The organism is Streptomyces sp. NBC_00306 (assembly GCF_036169555.1).
GTDB classification, from domain to species: domain Bacteria; phylum Actinomycetota; class Actinomycetes; order Streptomycetales; family Streptomycetaceae; genus Streptomyces; species Streptomyces achmelvichensis.
Genome location: NZ_CP108032.1, coordinates 6,603,823 through 6,625,478, shown reverse-complemented (window position 1 = coordinate 6,625,478; position 21,656 = coordinate 6,603,823). Strand labels below are relative to the sequence as shown.

Sequence of the window (21,656 nt, the reverse complement as noted above, 5' to 3'; positions counted from 1 at the left end):
CCACGGCTCAGGTCACGTCGGGCAGTCCCGCGCGATGTTCTCCGCCACCTTCTCCAGCAGCGGACGGGGTCCGGCTCCAGCTCCAGCAGGGGCGGGCCCTCGGCTCCGGCAGCGTGCCGCTTCACGAACGCGTCGTTCGCTCGCCGACCGAAGCAGCGACGGGCCCGTGGACGCCGGACGTGCGCCACCCGGCCCCGGGTACCCGGCCCGCACCTTCCCTGCGCGCCCCCGCCGCCCCCGCCACCCCGGCTCAGCTCACGTCAGGAAATCCCGCGCGATGTTCTCCGCCACCTTCTCCAGCAGCGGGCCCGCCTCCGCCATACAGCGGGCGGGGTCAGGTTCCAGCTCCAGCAGGGCGTAGGCACGGCGGATGCCCGCGCGGCCGAGGGCCTCCGGGGGCAGGGTCAGCCGGCCGCAGACCGCGACGACCTCGATGTCCTGCGCGCGCGCCGCCGCCGCGACGCCCGCCGGTGCCTTGCCGTGCAGGGTCTGCTCGTCGAGGGAACCCTCGCCGGTGATCACCAGGGTCGCTCGCGCCAGGGCGGGGGCGAACCCGAGCACGTCGAGCATCACCTCGATACCGGGGCGGAAGCTCGCGCCGAGCGCGACCAGCGCCCCGTAGCCGATACCGCCCGCCGCACCCGCCCCGGGCAGACCGGCCTGGTCGGGACCCAGGATCGAGGCGTAGTGGGTCAGCGCCTCGTCCAGGGTGGCCACGTCCTGCGGTGTCGCGCCCTTCTGCGGGCCGTACACGGCGGGCGCGCCCTTCGGGCCGGTGAGGGGGTTGTCGACGTCGCTGGCGAGGACGAGTTCCACGTCCTTGAAGCGCGGGTCGAGCCCGGACAGATCCGCGGTGGCCAGCTCCCGCAGACCACCGCCGCCGGGGGTGACGGGCGCACCGCCCTCGTCGAGGAAACGGGCGCCGAGCGCGGCCAGCATGCCCGCGCCGCCGTCGGTCGTCGCGCTGCCGCCGACGCCGAAGACGATCGTGCGGGCGCCCGCGTCGAGCGCGGCACGCAGCAGCTCGCCCGAGCCGTAGGTGGTGGCGGTGAGCGGCGCGAAGACCCCTTCGGGAAGGTGCTGGAGGCCGGACGCCTCCGCCATCTCCACGACGGCGGTGCCGTCCCGCAGGGCGTAGGTCGCCGTCACGGCCTGGCCGAGAGGGCCGGTCACCTGGGCCTCACGGCGTTCGAAACCGGCCGCCACCGCAGCTGCGACGGTGCCGTCGCCGCCGTCGGCGACGGGCAGGGTCTCCACCTCCAGGCCGGGCACCACCCGCTGGAGGCCCGCCGTCACCCGCTCCGCGACCTGTACGGCCGTGAGCGAGCCTTTGAACTTGTCAGCCGCCACGAGCACGCGCGCGGGCTGATGAACTGCTCCGTCCGTCACTCTGCTATCCCTTGCTGTCGAACAGGCAGTCGCGCCGCCCCGACCTTATCCGGCAGGTCACAGGACGTGCCACCCCACCACGAAGCGTGAGAACCCGCGCACGAGGCAGAACGGCCGGCCCACCACCGCGCGCTTCGCGACGCATTTCGGTACACCGGACGTATGGGACTGCACCATGCGGAGCTCGCCGACCGGACGCTCGGCGGCTGGCTCGGCAGGATCGCGGGGAACATGCTCGGCAAACCGGTGGAGCGTGGCGATCACTGGACGCGCGAGCGTATCGACCGGTATCTGCGCCGCACCGGTGCCCTGCCGCTCACGGACTATCTGCCCGGCCCGCCGCCCGACGCGGGGCCCGGTGAGTTCGAGCTGCGCCCGGAGTGGCGGGAGTGCGTGCGCGGCCGGATCCACGGCAGCTGCCGGGACGACGACATCGACTACGCGATCCTCGGTCTGCATCTGCTGGAGACCCACGGGGTCGCCTTCACCACCGAGCAGGTGGGTGACCTGTGGCTGCTGCGGCTGCCGTATCTCCAGACGTTCACCGCCGAGCGGGCCGCGTACCGCAGTCTGGCGAACGGCATCAAGCCGCCGCTCACCGCCTCGTACGACAATCCGTACCAGGAGTGGATCGGCGCTCTCATCCGCGCGGACATCTTCGGCTGGACGTCCCCCGGCGATCCGCACCGCGCCGCCGCGCTGGCCCGCCGGGACGCGGTCCTGTCGCACACCGGCAACGGTGTCTACGGATCGATGTGGGCCGCCGCCCTGGTGGCCGCCGCGTTCACCGCGAGCCGCCCGCGCGAGGCGATCGAGGCGGCCCTGGAGCGCATCCCGGCGACCTGCCGACTGGCCCGTACGGTCCGCCACACCACGGCCCTGTACGACGCGGGGACGTCCTGGTCCGACACGCTGTCCGAGATGGAGGACCGTACGGGCGGCCTCGGCTGGATCCACGTCGTGCCCAACGCCGCCGTCATCACGGCCGGACTCCTCTACGGCGCCGGGGACTTCAGCGGCACCGTCGCCCTCACCGTCCGCGGCGGGCTGGACACCGACTCCAACGGCGCCACGGCGGGCTCGGTCGTGGGCGTGCTGTGCGGAGCCGCCGCCATCCCCGCGCAGTGGACACGGCCGCTGGAGGACCGGGTGCGCAGCGCGGTGTTCGGGTTCGACGGCTCACGCATCAGTGAACTCGCGGAGCGTACGGTCCGGCTGACCGCGACGGCGGGAGACGGCGGCGGCTGACGTTCAGTCGTCGAGGACGGCGAGGTCCATCCGGCCCAGCCGTTCGCGGTCCGCGATGACGTCGATCTGCGTGATCCCGTCCTCGGTGACCGTGAAGACGAGGACCAGGGACAGCCGGCCGCGCGGTGCCATCGCCAGGCCGATCCGGCCGTCGAGGAGCGCGAGTCCGGTGAAGCGGGCCCGGCCGGTGGCGGCCATCGCGCCCTTCGCGACGGTGGCAGCACCGCTGACCACGACGGGCTGGGGGGTGGGAATGACCGACGGGTCGGCGGTGAGGACGACGTCGGGGTGGAGCAGCGCCACCAGCGCGTCGAAGTTCCCGCCGCGGGTGGCCGCCAGGAATGCCTCCACGGCCTCACGCTGACGGATCATGTCGGCGTCGGGCGCCGGGGTGCCGCCCTTGATCCGGCGGCGTGCCCGGCTCGCGAGCTGTCTCACCGCGGCCGGCGAGCGTTCGAGCATCGGACCGATCTCGTCGAACGGCACCGCGAACATGTCGTGCAGGACGAAGGCGAGCCGCTCGGCCGGCGTCAGCATGTCGAGGACCACCAGCAGGGCGACCCCGACCGAGTCGGCCAGCAGTGCCTCCTCTTCGGGGTCACCGCCGGTCTCGGAGCCGAGGGGCGGTTCGGGCACCCCGGCGTCCAGGGGGTCCTCACGCCGTGACTGGCGTGAGCGCAGCATGTTCAGGCAGACCCGGGCGACCACGGTGGTCAACCAGCCGGTGAGGTTCTCCACGCCGTCGGTACCGGCGCGGCGGGCACGCAGCCAGGCTTCCTGCACCGCGTCCTCGGCCTCGCTCAGCGAGCCGAGCATCCGGTAGGCCACCGCCACGAGGTGTGTCCGGTCGGCCGCGAACCGCTCGGTCAGAAAGTCGTGCTCGTCCATCGGTCACGTTCCCCGTTCGCCATGTGTCAGAGAAGCAGAACCTCGAAAACTACCGAGCGGGCCCGGGAGTTGCCTTCCCGCCCCCACGACGTCAGGAGAAGAAGATGGCATCGACGATTCTCGTCACCGGTGGTACGGGCACCCTGGGCCGGCACGTGATTCCGCTGCTGCTGGACGCCGGCCCCGAGGTGCGGGTGTTCAGCCGCCACGGCCGCGAGCCGGGGGACGGCGTCGAGTACATGACCGGTGATCTGGTCAAGGGCGAGGGCATCGAGGCCGCCGTGGAGGGGGTCGAGATCGTGCTGCACCTCGCGGGCGGGCCGAAGGGTGACGACGAGGCCACCCGCCATCTGGTGCGGGCGGCGTCAGCGGCCGGGGTGCGGCACCTCGTCTCCATCTCGGTCATCGGGGCGGACAGGGTCCCGCTGGCGTGGCTCCGGTCGAAGCTGGCCGCGGAGCAGGCCGTGGCAGGGTCCGGGATTCCGTGGACGAAGCTGCGGGCCGCGCAGTTCCACGACCTGGCGCTGACCCTGGCGGAGAAGATGGCCAAGCTGCCGGTGATCCCCGCTCCGGGCATGCGTCTCCAGCCGGTCGACTCCCGCGAGGTGGCCGCCCGTCTCGTGGAACTGACGCTCGGCGCCCCGGCCGGCCTGGTGCCGGACCTCGCCGGTCCCGAGGTCCACACGATGGCCGACCTGCTCGGCGGCTACCTCCGGGCGAGCGGCCGGCGCCGGCCGATGCTGCCGGTCCGCATCCCGGGGAAGGCCGGCCGTGCCTACCGGGCCGGGGAGAACCTGTCGCTCGACGGGGTCGTCCTGGGGAAGCGCACCTGGGAGGAGTTCCTGGCGGAGCGGGTCGGCCGGGACCGGTCCCCGCACGGTGCGGACAAGAGCTGAGGCGCTCCGGCGCGGTGGCCCGAGAGCCCGGGGCGGCTCCGAGGGACAGGGCCCGCCGTCACGTTCCAGTGCCGGGAGCGGCACTAGGCTTCCTGCGTGACTTCCGACTACTCCGCGTACATCGCCTCGCTCCCCCGCGTCCTCGTCGGCGCCGCCACGCTCTTCCTCGACGAACAGGGCCGGGTGCTGATCGTCGAACCCAACTACCGCAAGGGCTGGGCACTTCCCGGCGGGACGGTCGAGTCGGACGACAACGAGACGCCCCGGCAGGCGGCCCGCCGGGAGACGCTGGAGGAGATCGGCCTCGATGTGCAGCCGGGGCGGCTGCTCGCGGTCGACTGGGTCCCGGGCGCGGGACGCCCGCCGATCATCGCCTATGTGTACGACGGCGGGGTGCTCAGCGAGTCCCGCCTCAAGGCGATCCGGCTCCAGGAGGAGGAGCTGCTGTCGTGGCGGCTGGTGGGCCGCGAGGAGATCCACACCTATCTGCTGGGCGAACTGGGCCACCGGGTGGTGGCCGCGCTCGATGTCCTGGCCACGGGGGCGGGTGCGGTGGAACTGGAGGACGGCCGGCCGGCAGTCTGACGCTCTGCCGTGCGGCCGGCGGCGAACGGTCGGGTGTATCCGCCCCGGCGCGGCGAGCGGTCGGGCGTGTCCGCCCCGGCGCGGCAAAACCGGTTCGCTGTCCCGGGACCCGCTGCATAGGCTCGCCGTATGACTCTCGTCGCGATTCTCAGCGGCGCCGGGATCTCCACGGACTCCGGCATTCCCGACTACCGCGGGCCCAACGGCCTGTGGCGGCGCGATCCGGAGGCCGAGAAGCTCGTCACGTACGACTACTACATGGCCGATCCGGACATCCGGCGCCGCGCCTGGCAGATGCGCCGGGACAGCCCGGCATGGCGCGCACGCCCCAACGCCGCGCACCATGCCGTCGCCGAGCTGGAGAAACGGCCGGGGTTCGCGGTCCGGGTGGTCACCCAGAACGTGGACGGGCTGCACCAGCTGGCAGGGATGCCCGACCGCAAGGTGCTCGAACTGCACGGCACGTCACGGTCGGTGGTGTGCACGAGCTGCCATCTGCGCTCCTCGATGGAGGACGCGCTGGCGCGGGTCGAGGCGGGCGAGGAGGATCCTTCCTGCCTGGCGTGCGGCGGGATTCTGAAGTCGGCGACGGTGATGTTCGGGCAGCGGCTCGACTCCCAGGTGCTGTCCGAGGCGATGGCGATCGCCAAGGCGAGCGAGATCTTCGTCGCGGTCGGCACGAGCCTTCAGGTGCAGCCGGCCGCGTCGCTCGCGGGGATCGCGGCCGAGCACGGCGCGCGTCTGTCGATCGTCAACGCGGACCCGACGCCGTACGACGAACTCGCCGACGAGCTCGTCCGCGAGCCGATCGGCACGGCGCTGCCGAAGCTCCTCGCGGCTCTCCGGGGTCCGTCCGGCGGATGACGACCTCATAGGCTCGGCTCCATGCACCGCACCCTGACCGAGCACGCCCGGTGTCTTTACGGAGACGAGTACCGACCGACTCCGGCATGCGGTCGGGAACATCACGAGCACTGCTTCGTCGAGGAGCTGACCTTCGCCGAGGCGGAGACGATCCTCGCGATGCTGCGCGAGCTGTGCCCGCAGCTGGTCGACGGCCTTCTTCCGGTGTGGGTTCGAAACCTCGCCTATCGACTCGTGCTCCTTCAGCGGCCCGACGACCCGGCTCTCCTTCGCGAGGCCGCTGAGAGCCTGTGGCTGCACGGGCCGGACCGGGACGACGTCGCGGCGGAACTCACGCGGCGCGCCGACGCCCTGGAGACTGAACCCGGAGACCCCGCCCAAGGGCCGGGATTCCCACGGCCCGTGCCGTGATCCTTCCTGATATCCACGGAGGCAACCGATGACCGACAACGACTTCTGGGAGTACCCGCCCGAGCAGTCCATCGCTCAGCTCGGCGAGTTCAGGCTCACCCTCGTCGAGCCGCCCTTCCCCGTCGGCAAGGAGGCACTGCCCCCGCATGACCCGGCGCGGGCACGGGAGTTCGCCGCTGCCTTCGGCACCATCGGCACCGTGGTGGAGGAGGCCGACCGGATCGAGGCGACCGAGCGGCCCCCCTTCGCCACCCGTGCCGACCTCGATCTGGTCGGTGTCGGGTGCTGGGGAACGGTGACCGAGATCAACGATCCCGCCCTGGTGTTCACCGGGGGCACCTTCCCCCTCGCCGAGCAGGCCGACGCGCTGTCCGAGCGCTTCCCCGGGGCGGTCGTCATCGGCTCGGCGACGATCGACCACAACATGACCTACGGCACCCATGTGATCCACCACCCGGGCGGCGCGCGCCTGTTCGCCGCCGGGTGGAGCGGAGAAGGGGACTGGGATCTCCTCGGCACCCCGCAGGAGATCGTCGACGCCTTCGGTATCTCCCCCGACGACCTGGCAGGCAAGGACGTCGAACTCGACGCCGCCCCAGGGTCGTTCGCCTGGGAAGGTCTGGTCCGGCTCGCTCTGGGGCGTACCGCCCCGCTGTTCCGCAAGGGCCGCACCCTCTCCGTCTTCCGCGTCCGGCACACCGAAGAGGCCACCGGCGATCTGGAGGACACCTGGATCGGCGAGCTCGGGGAGTTCGACGAGTTCTGACCGTAACAATCGCGAAACAGCGCCCAGTTGTCGGGGACATGCCGCACAAAACCCCGGGAACCCCGGGCGCCACACCCCTAGTGTGAACAACTGGCGGCGCACACGGACCAGTTGACATCGGAGCCCCCTTGGTGCCGCGCAACTCTCCCAGTGACAACGGGGGTTCCAACGGGGAGAAAGCCAGTGATCACTCAGACACCTCGACCTGCGCGTCATCGGCGTGTGTGGGCGCGCTTAGCGATCGCCTTCACCGCCGCGGGAACCCTGACCCTGACGGGCCTGCCCGCACTCGACGAGGCGCACGCCGCGAAGCCGCCCAACGTCAAGCCGATCCGGTGCGACGAGAAGTTCCTCAAGAAGAAGTTTCCCTCGACGCCCGCCAACTCCGGGCCGCCGAACAGTCTTCCGTACGAGGCGTGGCCGAACGACGAGAACTACACCTACGACAACCCCGCGAAGGCCTATGACGGGGTGCTGCCGCCGACCGACGCCCAGCGCGAGGCCGCGGGAACGAACTACCGCAAGTGGCAGCGCAAGTTCAACCGGACGAAGAACCCGGCCGACAAGGTCATGGAGATCTACGCCCGCTACAACAGCCAGTACAACAACCCGACGGGCTACAAGGACTTCAAGCGGTACCTCGACGTGCGCTACATCGGCGCGCACGGCAACCCTCCGCGGGGCGAGGCGTTCGAGGCCCGCATGGTCAAGAAGTACAACATGGTCGGTCCCGACTGGTGGTGCCAGGACGTCATCGAGTACACCGACCCGGAGACCGGGGAGAAGCGCTACCGCGTCGTCGACATGCACAACCGCCGGACCGAGCGCAAGGTCGAGGCGAAGTCGAACGGCAGGATCGAGAGCGACCAGCTCAAGGCGGACCGGCAGATCGCCAAGGAGAAGCCGAAGTCGACGTTCCGGTACCTCACCGGCGCCCGGACCGAGGACTCGACGAAGGCCAAGATCAAGCAGTTCGACGACGACCTCAAGCGGGACCGGGGCACCGACCGCACCCAGGCCGGGGTCAACGAGCGCCGGTCGAACGCCATCGAGCGCACACAGAAGCCGAACGTCTACACCAACTACGACAAGCGCTTCAACCCGGATCCCCTCAAGGGCGGCCGGGGGCCGATCATCGACCAGGCACTGCGGTCGGGGAAGACGCTCGAAGAAGCCCGCCGGCTGCAGGGGATGTACAACCAGAACAACGGCGGCGGCTACTTCAACCGCGGGCCGGGCGGCATCGACTTCTCCACCCTGGAGATCAACTACGTCGGCACCCCGGTCAAGGGCAAGGGCCTCGACTATTCGATGAAGGCCGACTACGTCAAGAACCCGGACGAGAACCCGGGCTACGGCGGTGACGCCAAGCTCCAGCTCGCCTCGGACGCCTTCTTCACCTGGCTCGCCCTGACCCCGGACAAGTTCTGGGTCAACCTCAACCCGATCCGTCCCGACGTGATCATGGACAAGGAGTTCGCGAAGACCGACGCCGGGCGCATCCTGCTGGAGGCGGACCTGACTCTCAAGCACGACTACGCGGATGCGATGAACCCCGACAAGTACGAGCGCGGGGAGCGCTTCTGGCGCGAGGCGCCGCGTACCCCGGAAGGCATGCCGTGCCTGCCGGTCATCCGCCAGTGGATCACCCCGAAGCCCGCGAAGATCCGGGAGCAGGACGGCGGCATCTACATCCTGGACGCGCCGCTCAAGGTCAACATGGAGGTCCCCACCGGACCCGATGTGCCGCCCGGCAACTGCAAGCTCACCGAGGCGCAGACCAAGCAGGCCGAGAACCTGATCCTCACGATGATCCAGCCGGAACTCGAACGCCGCGTCAACGACGACGCGTCGTACGTCGATCTGCGCCGTGTGTACTCCTCGCGGGTGGCGGCCGAGTACATCCGCCGCCAGGACGCGGTCAGCCCGACCGACTTCCGCAAGATCATCAACAGCAACGATGTGAAGCGGTGGCCGCTCAGGGGCGAGAACAAGGACTGGGACAAGAAGACCGTCTACGACAAGTACGTCCACTCGTTCAAGAACGGTGACTACAAGTTCGAGCGCGTCTACGACGGCAAGGTGTGGATCCTGTCCATGGGCGGGGTCGACTTCTCCAAGGCGCCGAAGCGGAACATCACCCGCACCGAGTTCATCACGCAGCACCGCGGCCTGGACAAGACCACCAGGACATCGGTCCAGTCAGAGGTGACCTACCAGGACAGTGAGACCGCCTACTTCGGCGGAAGCACCTCCGATCAGCAAACCATCCCGGAGGACCCGAAGCCGACGCCGACACCGACCGGCCCCGACGACCCGACGCCGACCGGCCCCCCGTCGACCCCGGCACCCGGACCGTCCACGCCCGGCGGTGACACCACTCCGCCGGCCAAGGACCCGGACGGCGACCTCGCCGACACCGGCAACAGCACGCCCGTCGGCCTGATCGCCGCCGCGGCTGCCGCGCTCGCCGTCGCGGGCGGCGGGCTGACGTGGTGGATGCGGCGCCGCAGGGCCTCGGGCGGCTAGGGCCTTCTCGTTCGCATGAGGGCCTGAACGTCCGACGGTGCGCTCGCGCACATGCTGTCCCCCGCACCCGAGGTCAGGGTGCGGGGGACAGTCATGTCGTGGGGGTCCGGCGGACAGGCCCTAGAACAAGGCGCCCTCCGCGCCGCGCTCGTGGGCGAGCAGCCGCTGCTTGCGGTCCAGCCCGCCGCCGTAACCGATGAGGCTGCCCGAGGCGCCGATCACCCGGTGGCACGGGACGATGATCGACACCGGATTCTTGCCGTTGGCGAGCCCTACGGCCCGCGAGGCGCTCGTCCTGCCGAGTTGCCCGGCGAGTTCGCCGTACGTCCGCGTCTCGCCGTACGGGATCTTCATCAGCAGGTCCCATACGCTCCGCTGGAAGGGGGTGCCCTCCAGCCGGACCGGCACGTCGAACGCGGTCAGTTCGCCGGCGAAGTACGCGTCCAGCTGTCTGATCACCTCACCGAACGGGGCCGGGTCCTCCTCACCGAACGTCTCCTCGCCGGGGCGGTGGCGCTGATCGGTCATGTAGAGGCCGCTCAGCGTGCCGTCGGTGGCGACGAGCGTCAGCGGGCCGTAGGCGCTGTCGACCACCGTGTACTGCTTGGTCATGAGGAAACTCCTTACGCGGGCAGGCGGTTGACGGGGTGGTCGCCGGTGGCCCACAGGTGCTGGACGGCATAGGCGCGCCAAGGGCGCCAGGCCGCGGCGCGTGCGGTGAGGGCGGCCGGGGTGACGGGCAGGCCGAGTCCGGCAGCCGCGTGGCGCACTCCGAGGTCGCCCGGCAGAAAAGCGTCCGGGTCACCGAGGGCCCGCATGGCGATCGTCTCGACCGTCCACGGCCCGAACCCGGGCAGGGCGGTCAGTTCCGCGCGGGCCTTGTCCCAGTCACTGTCGACGCCCAGCCGGAGCGAGCCGTCGGCCAGCGCCCCGACCAGCGTGGTCAGTGTGGTGCGCCGGCTGCGGGGCAGTGCCAGGGACTCGGGGTCGAGCGCCGCGAGGGCCTCGGAGGACGGGAAGAGGTGGGAGAGGCCACCCTCCGGGTCCTCGACCGGCTCACCGTGCGCGAGAACCAGCCGGCCCGCGTGCGTACGGGCCGCGGCCGTGGAGACCTGCTGGCCGAGCACGGCCCGTACGGCGAACTCCGCCGCGTCGACGGTGCGCGGCACCCGGCGCCCGGGGGCCTTGTCGACGAGGGGCGCGAGCAGGGGATCGGTCCGCAGCTGGTCGTCGACCGCGACGGGATCGGCGTCCAGGTCGAGCATCCAGCGGCAGCGGCTGATGGCGATGGTGAGATCGCACGGGTCGGTCAGTGACAACCGGCAGGCGATGTGGTCGGGGCGGGGGGTGAGGGCGACGACGCCGTGGCCGTGCGGAAGCCGCAGGGTGCGCCGGTAGGCGCCGTCGCGCCACTCCTCGACGCCGGGCACGGCCGTGGCCACGAGGTGCCCGAAGAGATTGCTCGGGTCGAGCGGCGCCCGGTACGGCAGCCTGAGCGCGATGACTCCCGGGGTCTGCGGCGAGGCGGTCGTGCTGCGGGCGGCACGGGTGCGCAGGTCACCGGGTGCGAGCGCGAAGACCTCGCGGACGGTGTCGTTGAAGGTGCGGATCGAGGAGAAGCCGGCCGCGAAGGCGACCTCGGCCATCGGAAGGCCCGTCGTCTCGATCAGGACGCGCGCGGTCTGCGCGCGCTGGGCCCGGGCGAGGGCGAGAGGGCCCGCACCCAGCTCCGCGAGCAGTTGCCGCTCGATCTGGCGGGTGGAGTAGCCGAGGCGGGCGGCGAGGCCCGGGACGCCCTCACGGTCGACGACCCCGTCCCCGATCAGGCGCATGGCACGGGCCACGGAGTCCGCGCGGGCGTTCCACTCGGGGGAGCCGGGTGTGGTGTCGGGGCGGCAGCGCTTGCAGGCACGGAAACCCGCCTGCTGGCAGGCGGCGGCGCTCGGGTAGAAGGTCATGTTCTCGACCTTCGGCGGCACCACCGGGCAGCTGGGACGGCAGTAGATCCGCGTCGTCAGGACGGCCGTGAAGAACCAGCCGTCGAATCGGGCGTCCTTCGACCGGACGGCGCGCACGCAGCGCTCGGTGTCGGTGTGCATGGGTCAAGCATCGTGCACAGGCAGTGCCGAGGCTGGCGGGAAAACGACATCAGCCTCGAGCTGCCAGGACCCGGCCCGGGCCCGGTGTCACCGTGCGAGGCCAGGCCCGGTGTCACCCGTACGAGACCACGACCGCGGCGCCCCACCCCGAGGCAGGACCGCGTCGGCGCCCCCTCGGGAGGCGCGGCCGGATCGCGAGGGATCACTCCTCCGCGGCCAGCACCGCGGCGAACTGCTCATACGCGCGGTCGTCGAACAGGACGAACCGCACCTCCGCGACCGGCGGCCCCGCCTCGGCGCGGACCGTACGGACGGCGATCCGGGCCCCGTCGTCCATCGGCCAGCCGTAGATGCCCGTCGAGATGGCCGGGAAGGCCACGGTGCCCGCCCCCAACTCCCGCGCCACGCGCAGCGATTCGCGGTAGCAGGAGGCGAGGAGGGCGCTGCGGTCCTGCTCCCGTGACCACACCGGACCGACGGTGTGGATCACATGGCCGGCGGGCAGATGGCCCGCGGTGGTGGCGACCGCCTGGCCGGTCGGCAGGCCCTTGCCGTAGTGCGAGGCACGCAGGTCACGGCACTCCGCGAGGATCGCCGGGCCGCCGCGGCGGTGGATGGCACCGTCGACACCGCCGCCGCCGAGGAGCGAGGAGTTGGCCGCGTTGACGACGGCGTCGACCTGCTGCTCGGTGATGTCCCCGCGGACGAGCACGATCTTCGGCTGCTGCTGTGTCATACGTCCATCATCCGCCTGCGTGCCGGCCGCCGCAGTGGCCTCCTCACCGGGCGCCCCGCAGCCGGCGCCACACGGCCTTGGCGGCGTGGTGACCCGACATCCCGTGGACCCCCGGACCCGGCGGGGTCGCCGACGAGCAGAGGAACACGGCGGGGTGCGCGGTCGCGTACGGGACGCGGGCGAGCTTGGGCCGGAGGATCGTCTGGAGTCCGGCGAAGGCGCCGCAGGCGATGTCCCCGCCGATGTAGTTGGCGTTGCGCGCGGCCAGTTCGGGCGGGCCGGCGACCGCGCGGGCGAGCACGAGATCGCGGAAACCGGGCGCGAAGCGCTCCAGTTGGCGCTCGATCGCCTCGGTGGCGTCCCCGTCCCAGCCGGCCGGTACATGGCCGTACACCCACAGGACATGCTTGCCGGCAGGCGCCCGTGAGGAGTCGATGAGGCTCGGCTGTGCGGTGATCAGGAACGGCTTGTCGGGCTGCCGGCCGTGCAGAGCCGCGCCGAGCGCCGCCTCGATCTCGCCGGCCGTGGGGCCGATGTGCACCGTCCCGGCGCTGCGGGCCTCCTTCGCGGTCCACGGCATGGGGCCGGAGAGCGCGTAATCGATCTTGAAGGCGGCGGGGCCGTAGCGGTAGTGCTCGTACGCGTTCCCGAGGCCCGCGATACGGGCGAGGGCCGTCGGTGAGGTGTCGAAGATGTACGCGCGGGCCGGGGGCAGTTCGTCGAGGCGCTTGACCTCGGCGCCGGTGTGGATCGTGCCGCCCTGGTCCCGCAGATACGCGGCGAGGGCGTCGGAGATCGACTGCGAGCCGCCGCGGGGCACCGGCCAGCCCTTGGCATGGGCGGCGAGCGCGAACATCATGGCGATACCGGCCGTCGCGATACCGCTGGTCGGCGCGATGGCGTGGGCGGCCAGCCCGGCGAACAGACCTCGGGCCTTCTCGCCCCGGAACCGGCGCGCGACCCAGGTCGCGGGCTGGATCGCGGTCGTCCCGAAGCGGGCGAAGCGGTACGGGTCCCGGGGCAGCCCGTCCCAGGGCGTGCGCAGGAAGTCGGCGGCCATCGTGTCCCAGTGCCCGATGTACGGCGCGACGAGCCGGCGGTACGTCCCCGCGTCCCCGGCCCCCAGCGACATCGCGCTCTCCCCCACCGAGCGGCTCAGCACGGCGGCCGTGCCATCCGGGAACGGGTGCGCCAGCGGCAGTTCGGGCTGCAACCACTCCAGGCCGTACCGACCGAGCGGCATGTCCGCGAAGGCGGGCGAGCCGACGCCCAGCGGGTGGACGGCGGAGCAGGGGTCGTGGCGGAAGCCGGGGAGGGTGAGCTCCTCGGTCCTGGCTCCCCCGCCGACGGTGTCCAGGGCTTCGAACACCGCCACTGAGTGGCCACGGCGGGCCAGTTCGACGGCGGCGGTCAGTCCGTTGGGGCCCGCCCCCACGACGACGGCATCGAGCATCGACGGCACCTTCGGACTCCTTTGTCAGCCGATGGCCAGGAGCCCCAGGATATTCCGGGGCGCCGACAGCGGTGCCCTGGGTAGGGTCCGATGCCGTGAACAACGTGATCGAGACGATGTCCGCGCAGCTCATGAGCGTCGCCGGGGTACGCGCCGTGGCACTCGGCGGAAGCCGTGCCCGGGGTACGCACCGGCCCGACTCCGACTGGGATCTCGGCGTCTACTACCGGGGTTCGGTGGACGTCGCCGCCCTGGCCGCGCAGGCGGCGGAGGCGACGGGGCGGCCGGTCGAGGTGGCAGGGCCGGGCGGGTGGGGACCGTGGGTCGACGGCGGGGCGTGGCTGGTCGTCGACGGCACGCCCGTGGACTGGATCCTGCGGGACCTGGACCGGGTGGAGCGGGTCTGGGCGGACTGCCGCACCGGCCGCTACGAAACCGGCATACAGCCGGGCCACCCGCTGGGGTTCTGGTCGCCCGCGTACGCCGGGGAAGTGGCGCTGTGCCGCGTACTGGCCGACACGGACGGCGAGTTGACGGGGCTGCGGCAGGAGACGCAGGTGTACCCGGAAGCGCTGCGCGAGGCCCTGATCCGCGCCTCGTGGGAGGCGGAGTTCTCGGTGGCGGCGGCGGCGAAGTCGGTGAGCACCGGGGACGTACTGCACCAGTCGCTGTGCCTGTCCCGCGCGATGGGCATTCTGGTCCAGTCCCTGCACGCCCACCACAGGGTGTGGTGCCTGAACGAGAAGGGCGCGCTGCCGGCGGCGGCGACGATGCGGGACACGCCGAAGGGGTTCGCGAAGGACGCCGGGAGGGTGCTGAAGGGGCTGGACGGGGAAGCGGTGGAAGTGGCGGGGAGGCTGGTGCGGGAGGTGAGGGCGGCGGTGGGCGCGTAGGCCTCCCGTGCGTCTACGAGCGGGTGGCGGTCCCGCATCCCGCTTCGGCGGCGTCTCTCATACGCACGTCCATCGAGGTGCTCCGGTCGTACGGGTCGACCTCGGGACCGTCTCCCGGGCCCGAGACCGCCCGCTCGGCGGTGAACGCGGGGGTGAAGTAGCCGGTGAAGGTGTCGCAACCGCCGTTGGCGGTATCCACCTTGTAGGAGATGAGAGAGAACGTCCCGGGCTCGACGGTCACCTTCTGCGGGTCGTCCCAGCTCATCACGACCTCGCGGCGCACGACGGTGCGCGCGACCTCGCTGCTCCCCGCAGCGGCGCGTACGACCGGATAGACGTAGGTGACATCGGTGGTCACCTCGACCGCACCGCGCTCACCTTCCCGGTACGTGACCCGTCCCCGTGCCTTGATCACGTCCCCGACGAGCCGCACGTGCTCTTTCCCGAACCGGCTGAACAGCAGCAGGGGATCGTTCTGACGGCTGGGCGCGCGGAAGGCGGTCGCCAGATAGTTCTGGACGTCCTGCTGATGCGGATTGATCAACGCGATCGCCTTGCCCGGCCGCTCCCCGCGCAGCACTCCGGGATCCAGGCTGGACGCGGCGAGGAAGTCCCGGGTCCGTTCGATCGTCCGGGCGACCTGCTGCTTGCTCATCCAGCCGGTGGCCCGTGCCACAGGGAGATGGACCCCGGCCGTCCCATCGCCCCACTCCGCGGCGGGCGACCCTCTGAACGGCTCTTCCACTGTGGGAAGTTGGACTGCCACCTCGCTCGGCGGCGGCTGATCCGGACGTTCCGACTCCGCAGCGAGCGGCTGACTCCCGCCGCCTCCGCCTCCGAGGCGGCCGGTGACCCAGCCCGGGTTCAGGGCCACGACGAACAGGCCGATCGCGACCAGCAGACCGACTCCGTACCAGCCGTTGCCCCGCCGCCGCCGGGCCGGCCGGTGAGTGCGCCAGCCCTCCGGAGGGGCGGGCTCGTCCCGCAGCCGCCGCGTGACCATCCGGGCCCGTGCCGACGGCTCCTCGGGGGCGTCATGGGTTCCGGCCTCCGACTCCCGCAGGAAGCGCTCCCACTCCTCGTCCGATATGGACGCCCCGTCCTTCCCCACGCCCCGTCCCCGCCCCTCCGCCTCACCGGTCCTCCCCAGGGCCGGTTCTTGTCCGTACATCATCACACAGGGCGATCACCCGGTCTCAACCACATGATCCGCGAAGCCTGTTCACGCGAAGGCGGACGGACCGCCCGCGCCTCAGGTCGTCAGCAGCGCGCGAATCCTCCGGGCCACCGCGTCCGTCCGCGCCGACGTGAACGGCAGCGTGTTCCCGCCCGCTATGCGGAACCTCTCCCCCGCGACCGTCACGTCCGTGCCGCCCGCCTCCTCCACCAGCAGCAGTCCCGCCGCGTGATCCCACGCGTTCTCCCAGGAGAAGGCCACTCCATCCAGGTCGCCGCGGGCGACCGACAGGTACTCCAGGCCCGCCGAACCGCACGGGCGGGCGTCGACGCCGTCGACGTTCAGTCCGAGGAGGGCGCGCTTTTGATCGGGGGTGGTGTAGTCGGGGTGGGACATGGCCACGCGCAGGACGGCGTCGGGGCCGGGCGAGCCCGCGCGGAGGGGCTCACCGTTGAGGCGGGCGCCGCGGCCGCGGACCGCCGTCGCCATGTCGTCGCGGACGGGTGCGTACGTCCAGGACGCCAGCACCTTCCCGTGCTGCGCGAGCGCGACCAGCGTGCAGAAGCCGGGATCGCCGTGCACGAACTGGCGCGTGCCGTCGACGGGGTCGACGATCCACACGGGTGCGTCGCCCCGGAGCGCGTCGTACACGGCGGGATCCGCGTGCACCGCCTCCTCGCCGACCACGACCGACCCGGGCAGCAGCGCGGTGAGGGAGGCGGTGAGGTGCTCCTCGGCCTGACGGTCGGCCGTCGTCACCAGGTCGTGCGGGCCGGTCTTCTCGACGATCTCGTGTGCGGCGAGCTGGCGGTACCGCGGCATGATCTCGGCGGCGGCCGCCTTGCGGATCGCCTCCTCGACGTCGGACAGGTCACCGGCAACAAAGTCATCGATCATATGTCCAGCTAAGCACGGCCCTCTGACATCGGGCTGTCCCCTCAGCGTCCCACCGCGTAACCCTGCATTCCCCTCGGGTTCGCCCCGGCGGACAGCACCCCGGTGCGCGGGTCCCGGGCGACCGCGCACAGCCGCCCTTCGGACCACGCGTCACCCACCGTGACGTCATGGCCGCGCCGCCGCAGCTCCGCGATCACGTCGGGCCCGACGCGGGACTCGACCGTGACGCTGCCGGGCGACATGCCGCGCGGGTAGAAGGAGCCGGGGAAGCTGTCGTTGTGCCAGTTGGGGGCGTCGATCGCGCCCTGGAGGTCGAGCCCGCCGCGTACGGCGGAGCCCAGCGCCACCGCCAGGAAGAAGTGCAGCTGCCACTGGTCCTGCTGGTCCCCTCCGGGGGTGCCGAAGGCCATCACGGGCTCGCCGTCACGCAGGGCGATCGAGGGCGTCAGGGTGGTGCGCGGCCGCCGGCCGGGGGTCAGGGAGTTGGGCAGTCCGGGGTCGAGCCAGGCCATTTGGAGGCGGGTGCCGAGGGGAAAGCCCAGCTCGGGTACGACCGGGTTCGACTGGAGCCAGCCGCCGCTCGGAGTGGCGGCGACCATGTTGCCCCAGCGGTCGACGACGTCGATGTGGCAGGTGTCGCCGCTGCTTCTGCCGTCCTTGGCGACGGTGGGCTCGCCGACGCCCATGGCGTCGTCACCGGCGTTCCCGGCCACGTCCGTGGCGCGCGGACTGAGCCGGGGCGTCCGGCCGCCGGGGCTGCCGGGCCGCAGTTCACGGGAGGCGCGCTCGCCGATCAGGGCGCGCCGTGCGGTGTTGTACGGCTGCGAGAGCAGCTCCTCCAGGGGCACGTCGTCGGCGTCCCCGTACCAGGCCTCCCGGTCGGCCATGGCGAGCTTGCAGCCCTCCACCAGCAGGTGGATGTACGCGGCGGAGCCGTACGGCGGCAGGTCGTCGGGAAGCAGCGCGAGCTGTTGCAGGAGCGCGGGGCCCTGGCTCCAGGGGCCCGCCTTGCACAGGGTCCAGCCGTTCCAGTCGTAGGTGGCCGGTGCTTCGTGGGCGGCGGACCAGCCGGCGAGGTCGGCGGCGGTCAGCGTGCCGGTGTGCCGTCGGCCGCTGGTGTCCATGGTGGGGCGGCCGGACTGCTTCAGCAGTGCCTCGGCGACGAAGCCTTCGCGCCACACCCGCCGCGCCGTCTCGATCTCGGCCACCCGTCCGCCGCCCGCGCTCTCGCTCTCGGCGACGAGCCGTCGCCAGGTCGCCGCGAGGGCGGGGTTGCGGAACAACTCGCCGGGCTCGGGGGCGCGGCCGCCTGGCAGATAGACGTCGGCGGACGAGGTCCACTCCGTCTCGAAGAGCTCGCGGACCACCTCCACGGTCGCCCCGACGCGCTCCACCGGCGGATGCCCGTCCTCGGCGTACCCGATCGCGTGACGCAGCACCTCGGCGAGGGACTTGGTCCCGTGGTCGCGCAACAGCACCATCCAGGCGTCGAAGGCGCCGGGCACCGCGGCGGCCAGCGGCCCGGTGCCGGGCACCAGGTCGAGTCCGAGGGACCGGTAGTGGCCGATGGTGGCCCCGGCGGGTGCGGGACCCTGTCCGCAGAGCACGCGTACGTCGCCGCCGGCCGGGGCGAGGAGGATCGGCACCTCGCCCGCGGGCCCGCACAGATGCGGCTCGACGACGTGCAGCACGAAGCCGGCCGCCACGGCCGCGTCATAGGCGTTGCCACCGTCCTCGAGGACCGCCATCGCGGACTGCGAGGCAAGCCAGTGCGTGGACGAGACCATGCCGAACGTGCCCTGGAGGGTGGGCCGGGTGGTGAACATGGAGCCCCTTTCGCAGCAGTGGGCCGTACGCGGCCCCTTCTCGCCGGCCCGCCCCCCGTCGAGCCGTACGACCGGTCACCGAACCTGTGCGGCATCCCGAATTCACCGGGCCCGAGACGGGAGTTCGGCATTCGTGCAGGCTAGTCGCCTACGCTGCGACGACATGAGCCACTCCCCCGCCCCGCCCGCATCCGTCCTCACCGCGTTCGGAACGGCCGGCAGGCCGGCTCCCCTGCCCGGCGGCCAGGGTTGGGCCTGGCGGTCCGACGCGGTGGTGCTGAAGCCCGCGGCGATGGGACCCGAGACCTCGTGGCGCGCCGGGGTGCTGTGCCACCTCCCGGAGACGGCCGGCTTCCGGGTCGCACGGCCGGTCGCGGCGGCCGACGGCTCCTGGTGCGCCGGCGGCTGGGAGGCGTGGCGCATGGTCGGCGGTACGGCCGATCCGCGCCGGCCGGACGAGGTGATCCGCGCGGGCGAGGCATTCCACGCGGCGGTGGCGCACCTGCCCCGGCCGCGCTTCCTCGGCGTACGGGACAACGCCTGGTCACGGGCGGACCGGCTGGCGTGGGGCGAGAGCGAGGAGGGCCCGGACTTCCCGCTGCTGCGGCCACTGCTGGCCGCGCGCCGTCCCGTCGCGGCACCCGCGCAGATCGTGCACGGCGACCTGCTGGGCAATGTGCTCTTCGCGACGGACGCTCCGCCCGCGATCATCGACTGGCCGCCGTACTGGCGGCCGGCGTCCTGGGCCTCCGCGGTCGTCGCCGTCGACGCGCTGTGCTGGTGGGACGCCGATCCCGCGCTGCTGGAGCGCTGGTCGCATCTGCCGGACTGGACCCAACTGCTCGTGCGCGCACTGGTCTTCCGCATCGCCACGCATGCGACGCTCGACGCGGCGCAGGAGAGCGAGTACCGCAAGGTCGTGGACCTGGTCCTCGGCTGATCGGAACGACGGGCCCTACCGGCTCGTGTCCGCGGCTGCCGCCCCCCGCGCGAGCAGCAGCAGCGCGTCCACCAGGTCGTCGGCCGAGCTGCCCGTCGCGAGTCGGCGCAGCTGGAGGCCCATCACGAGGGCGACGGTCGTCGCGGCGAGCCGTTCGGCGTCGGGTACGCCCAGGCCCGTGAGGATCTGCGCCGCCAGCCGATCGTACGCGGTGAACGCCTCCGCCGCCGCCTCCCGCAGCCGCTCGTCGCGTCCCGCCTCGACATACAGCTCGAAGGGCGCGATGTGCGCGCTGTCGAAGGAGGTGCCGTCCGCGACCTGGCCCGCCAGGGACGCGGCGCCGCCGATGTCGATGCCCTCGCTCTGGCACTGGTCGGCGAGTTCGGTGAAGCGGCGGGTCTCCTCGCGCACGAAGTGCAGCAGGCTCTCCCGCAACAGGTCGTGCTGGGTCTCGAAGTGGTAGGTGACCGAGCCGAGCGAGACCCCGGCCTCCTTGGCTATGCGCCGGTTGGTGACCGCCGCGACACCGCCCTCTCCGATGATGTGCAGGACGGCGGTGATGATGCGCTGCCGGGTCGGCGCGGAGCGGGCGGCGTGGGACATGCCTCTCATTGTTCCACCGGGGTGCTCCTGGAGATCCCGGGGGCTTGGGGACGCTTCTCGTACCAGCGCTGGTCGGCCTCCAGTTGAGCGGCGAGCGAGATGAGCGTCTCCTCGCTGCCGGCCGGGCCGAGGAGCTGGGCGCCGACGGGCAGGCCGTCGGCGGTGAGGCCCGCGGGTACGTTGACACCCGGCCAGCCGAGGACGTTCCAGGGCCAGGCGTAGGGACAGGCGGCCGCCATGACGGCGTTCGTCCGCCAGGCGCCCAGGTGGTCGAAGGTGCCGATGCGCGGGGGCGGTGTCGCGGTGGTCGGCGCCAGCACGACGTCGAACCCGCGGCCGTCGAAGATCTCGCCGATCCGTGTGTGCTGGCGGGCCTCACGGGCGCGGGCCGCGCGCACGACCCGGCCGCCGAGTCGCTTGCCGGAGCGCATCGCGCTGCGGGTGCGCGGGTCGAGCAGCGCCGGATCGGGGTGCAGGGCGGCGACCTCCGCGACACCGGCGGTGGCGCGCGGCACGAAGGAGAGGCCGATCAGGCCGTAGCGCGGCCGGGCCTCCTCGACGTGGTGGCCGAGCCGGGCGAGCGCCTCGGCGATCCCGGTGACCGCGCGCCGCACCTCGGGGTGGGGGCCGGTGCGGGTGAGGGTCAGCGGGGGCCGCCAGGCGAGCGCGATCCGCAGCCTGCCCGGTTCGCGGCGGGCGGCGGTGGAGGCGTCGATCGCGTCCGGGCGGTGCAGATCCTCGGGGTGCGGGCCCTGCACGACGTCGAGCAGCAGGGCGGCGTCCGCCACGGTGCGGGCGAGCGGGCCGTTGACGGCGAGGCCCTGGAAGGCGTCGGAGTACGGGTGCAGGGAGACGCGGCCACGCTGGGGCTTGATGCCCACCAGGTGCGTCCAGGCGGACGGGATGCGAATGGACCCGGCGCCGTCCGAGCCGAGGGCCGCGGGCACGAGCCCGGCCGAGACGGCGGCGGCAGAGCCGCCGGACGAACCGCCCGGGGTGTGGTCGGTGGACCAGGGGTTGCGGGTGGCGCCGAAGGCGGGTCCTTCGGTGAACGGCCACTGGCCGAGTTCGCAGGAGTTGGTCTTGCCGACGATCACCGCTCCCGCCGCGCGCAGCCGGCGGGTCGCCTCACCGTCCGAACCCGCGGCGACGATGTCCCCCTGACAGCCGAAGAGGGTGGGCAGTCCGGCCACGTCGGTGTCGTCCTTGACGGCGACCGGCACGCCGAGCAGCGGCAGCCTCTCCCCCGCGGCGAGCCGCCGGTCGGCTTCCCGGGCCTCGGCGAGTGCTTCCTCGGAGCGCACCCAGCGGAAGGCGTTGATGGTGCCCTGACTTGCCTCGATGCGCTCGAGGGCACGCGCCACGAGGGCCTCGGACGTGGTGTGGCCGTCCGCCAACTCGCTTACGTGTTCCGTCAGTCCGCCGAATTCGTCTGTGGACACGACCGCCCCGCCTC

At 72.3% G+C, this 21,656-nt stretch carries 20 protein-coding genes; 9 read left to right on the top strand and 11 right to left on the bottom strand.

Features of this window, described 5'->3' with window-relative positions:
• Nucleotides 1–255: 255 nt before the first annotated feature.
• Nucleotides 256–1,389, bottom strand: a complete 1,134-nt coding sequence (locus OHA05_RS29555; RefSeq protein ID WP_328862185.1) for a glycerate kinase — start codon at nucleotides 1,387–1,389, stop codon at nucleotides 256–258.
• A gap of 162 nt (nucleotides 1,390–1,551) precedes the next feature.
• Between OHA05_RS29555 and OHA05_RS29550 the strand changes: the two genes are divergently transcribed.
• On the top strand, nucleotides 1,552–2,637 hold the full coding sequence (locus tag OHA05_RS29550; protein WP_328862184.1) for an ADP-ribosylglycohydrolase family protein: 1,086 nt from the start codon (nucleotides 1,552–1,554) through the stop codon (nucleotides 2,635–2,637).
• 3 nt (nucleotides 2,638–2,640) lie between these two features.
• Here the strand turns inward: OHA05_RS29550 and OHA05_RS29545 are convergent, their stop codons facing one another.
• Nucleotides 2,641–3,525 (bottom strand): sigma-70 family RNA polymerase sigma factor, encoded by an 885-nt coding sequence (locus tag OHA05_RS29545; protein WP_328862183.1) that lies wholly within the window; start codon nucleotides 3,523–3,525, stop codon nucleotides 2,641–2,643.
• Between the two features lie 104 nt (nucleotides 3,526–3,629).
• Between OHA05_RS29545 and OHA05_RS29540 the strand changes: the two genes are divergently transcribed.
• From OHA05_RS29540 to OHA05_RS29515, 6 genes are all read left to right on the top strand, one after another.
• A complete protein-coding gene (locus OHA05_RS29540; RefSeq protein WP_328862182.1) occupies nucleotides 3,630–4,421 on the top strand; it encodes an SDR family oxidoreductase in 792 nt (263 codons plus the stop codon).
• Nucleotides 4,422–4,517: 96 nt separating this feature from the next.
• Nucleotides 4,518–5,006, top strand: coding sequence for an NUDIX hydrolase (locus OHA05_RS29535; RefSeq protein ID WP_313943239.1), 489 nt, complete (start codon nucleotides 4,518–4,520; stop codon nucleotides 5,004–5,006).
• A gap of 129 nt (nucleotides 5,007–5,135) precedes the next feature.
• A complete protein-coding gene (locus OHA05_RS29530) occupies nucleotides 5,136–5,870 on the top strand; it encodes an SIR2 family NAD-dependent protein deacylase (RefSeq protein WP_328862181.1) in 735 nt (244 codons plus the stop codon).
• 21 nt (nucleotides 5,871–5,891) lie between these two features.
• Nucleotides 5,892–6,281, top strand: coding sequence for a hypothetical protein (locus OHA05_RS29525; RefSeq protein ID WP_328862180.1), 390 nt, complete (start codon nucleotides 5,892–5,894; stop codon nucleotides 6,279–6,281).
• A gap of 28 nt (nucleotides 6,282–6,309) precedes the next feature.
• Complete coding sequence (locus tag OHA05_RS29520) at nucleotides 6,310–7,047, top strand: DUF6333 family protein (protein ID WP_328862179.1); 738 nt, start codon at nucleotides 6,310–6,312, stop codon at nucleotides 7,045–7,047.
• 222 nt (nucleotides 7,048–7,269) lie between these two features.
• Nucleotides 7,270–9,576, top strand: coding sequence for a hypothetical protein (locus tag OHA05_RS29515; protein WP_328862178.1), 2,307 nt, complete (start codon nucleotides 7,270–7,272; stop codon nucleotides 9,574–9,576).
• 120 nt (nucleotides 9,577–9,696) lie between these two features.
• Here OHA05_RS29515 and OHA05_RS29510 read toward each other — a convergent pair whose 3' ends face one another.
• The 4 genes from OHA05_RS29510 to OHA05_RS29495 form a co-directional block, all read right to left on the bottom strand.
• Entirely contained in the window at nucleotides 9,697–10,188 is a 492-nt protein-coding gene (locus OHA05_RS29510; protein WP_328862177.1) for a methylated-DNA--[protein]-cysteine S-methyltransferase, read from the bottom strand.
• Nucleotides 10,189–10,199: 11 nt separating this feature from the next.
• Complete coding sequence (locus tag OHA05_RS29505) at nucleotides 10,200–11,675, bottom strand: AlkA N-terminal domain-containing protein (RefSeq protein ID WP_328862176.1); 1,476 nt, start codon at nucleotides 11,673–11,675, stop codon at nucleotides 10,200–10,202.
• 202 nt (nucleotides 11,676–11,877) lie between these two features.
• Complete coding sequence (locus tag OHA05_RS29500) at nucleotides 11,878–12,411, bottom strand: O-acetyl-ADP-ribose deacetylase (RefSeq protein WP_328862175.1); 534 nt, start codon at nucleotides 12,409–12,411, stop codon at nucleotides 11,878–11,880.
• 43 nt (nucleotides 12,412–12,454) lie between these two features.
• Entirely contained in the window at nucleotides 12,455–13,873 is a 1,419-nt protein-coding gene (locus tag OHA05_RS29495; protein ID WP_313943247.1) for a phytoene desaturase family protein, read from the bottom strand.
• A 107-nt stretch (nucleotides 13,874–13,980) separates the two neighbouring features.
• Here OHA05_RS29495 and OHA05_RS29490 point away from each other — a divergent pair, with 107 nt between their 5' ends.
• Nucleotides 13,981–14,757 carry a nucleotidyltransferase domain-containing protein gene (locus tag OHA05_RS29490; RefSeq protein ID WP_328863476.1) on the top strand — a complete coding sequence of 259 codons (777 nt, stop codon included), beginning with the start codon at nucleotides 13,981–13,983 and terminating at the stop codon, nucleotides 14,755–14,757.
• Between the two features lie 13 nt (nucleotides 14,758–14,770).
• On the opposite strand, the gene OHA05_RS29485 is transcribed toward OHA05_RS29490, so the two are convergent.
• From OHA05_RS29485 to OHA05_RS29475, 3 genes are all read right to left on the bottom strand, one after another.
• Nucleotides 14,771–15,868 (bottom strand): hypothetical protein, encoded by a 1,098-nt coding sequence (locus OHA05_RS29485; protein ID WP_313943248.1) that lies wholly within the window; start codon nucleotides 15,866–15,868, stop codon nucleotides 14,771–14,773.
• A gap of 141 nt (nucleotides 15,869–16,009) precedes the next feature.
• The gene (locus OHA05_RS29480) at nucleotides 16,010–16,831 is read right to left on the bottom strand and encodes an inositol monophosphatase family protein (protein WP_313943249.1); all 822 of its coding nucleotides are present in this window, start codon (nucleotides 16,829–16,831) and stop codon (nucleotides 16,010–16,012) included.
• A 41-nt stretch (nucleotides 16,832–16,872) separates the two neighbouring features.
• Complete coding sequence (locus OHA05_RS29475) at nucleotides 16,873–18,657, bottom strand: gamma-glutamyltransferase family protein (protein WP_328862174.1); 1,785 nt, start codon at nucleotides 18,655–18,657, stop codon at nucleotides 16,873–16,875.
• A 163-nt stretch (nucleotides 18,658–18,820) separates the two neighbouring features.
• On the opposite strand from OHA05_RS29475, the gene OHA05_RS29470 reads away from it, so the two are divergent.
• A complete protein-coding gene (locus OHA05_RS29470) occupies nucleotides 18,821–19,597 on the top strand; it encodes a TIGR02569 family protein (RefSeq protein ID WP_328862173.1) in 777 nt (258 codons plus the stop codon).
• A 15-nt stretch (nucleotides 19,598–19,612) separates the two neighbouring features.
• Here the strand turns inward: OHA05_RS29470 and OHA05_RS29465 are convergent, their stop codons facing one another.
• Together OHA05_RS29465 and OHA05_RS29460 are read right to left on the bottom strand one after the other, a co-directional pair.
• Complete coding sequence (locus OHA05_RS29465; RefSeq protein WP_313943252.1) at nucleotides 19,613–20,200, bottom strand: TetR/AcrR family transcriptional regulator; 588 nt, start codon at nucleotides 20,198–20,200, stop codon at nucleotides 19,613–19,615.
• Nucleotides 20,201–20,205: 5 nt separating this feature from the next.
• Complete coding sequence (locus OHA05_RS29460) at nucleotides 20,206–21,642, bottom strand: amidase (RefSeq protein ID WP_328862172.1); 1,437 nt, start codon at nucleotides 21,640–21,642, stop codon at nucleotides 20,206–20,208.
• Nucleotides 21,643–21,656: the final 14 nt, after the last annotated feature.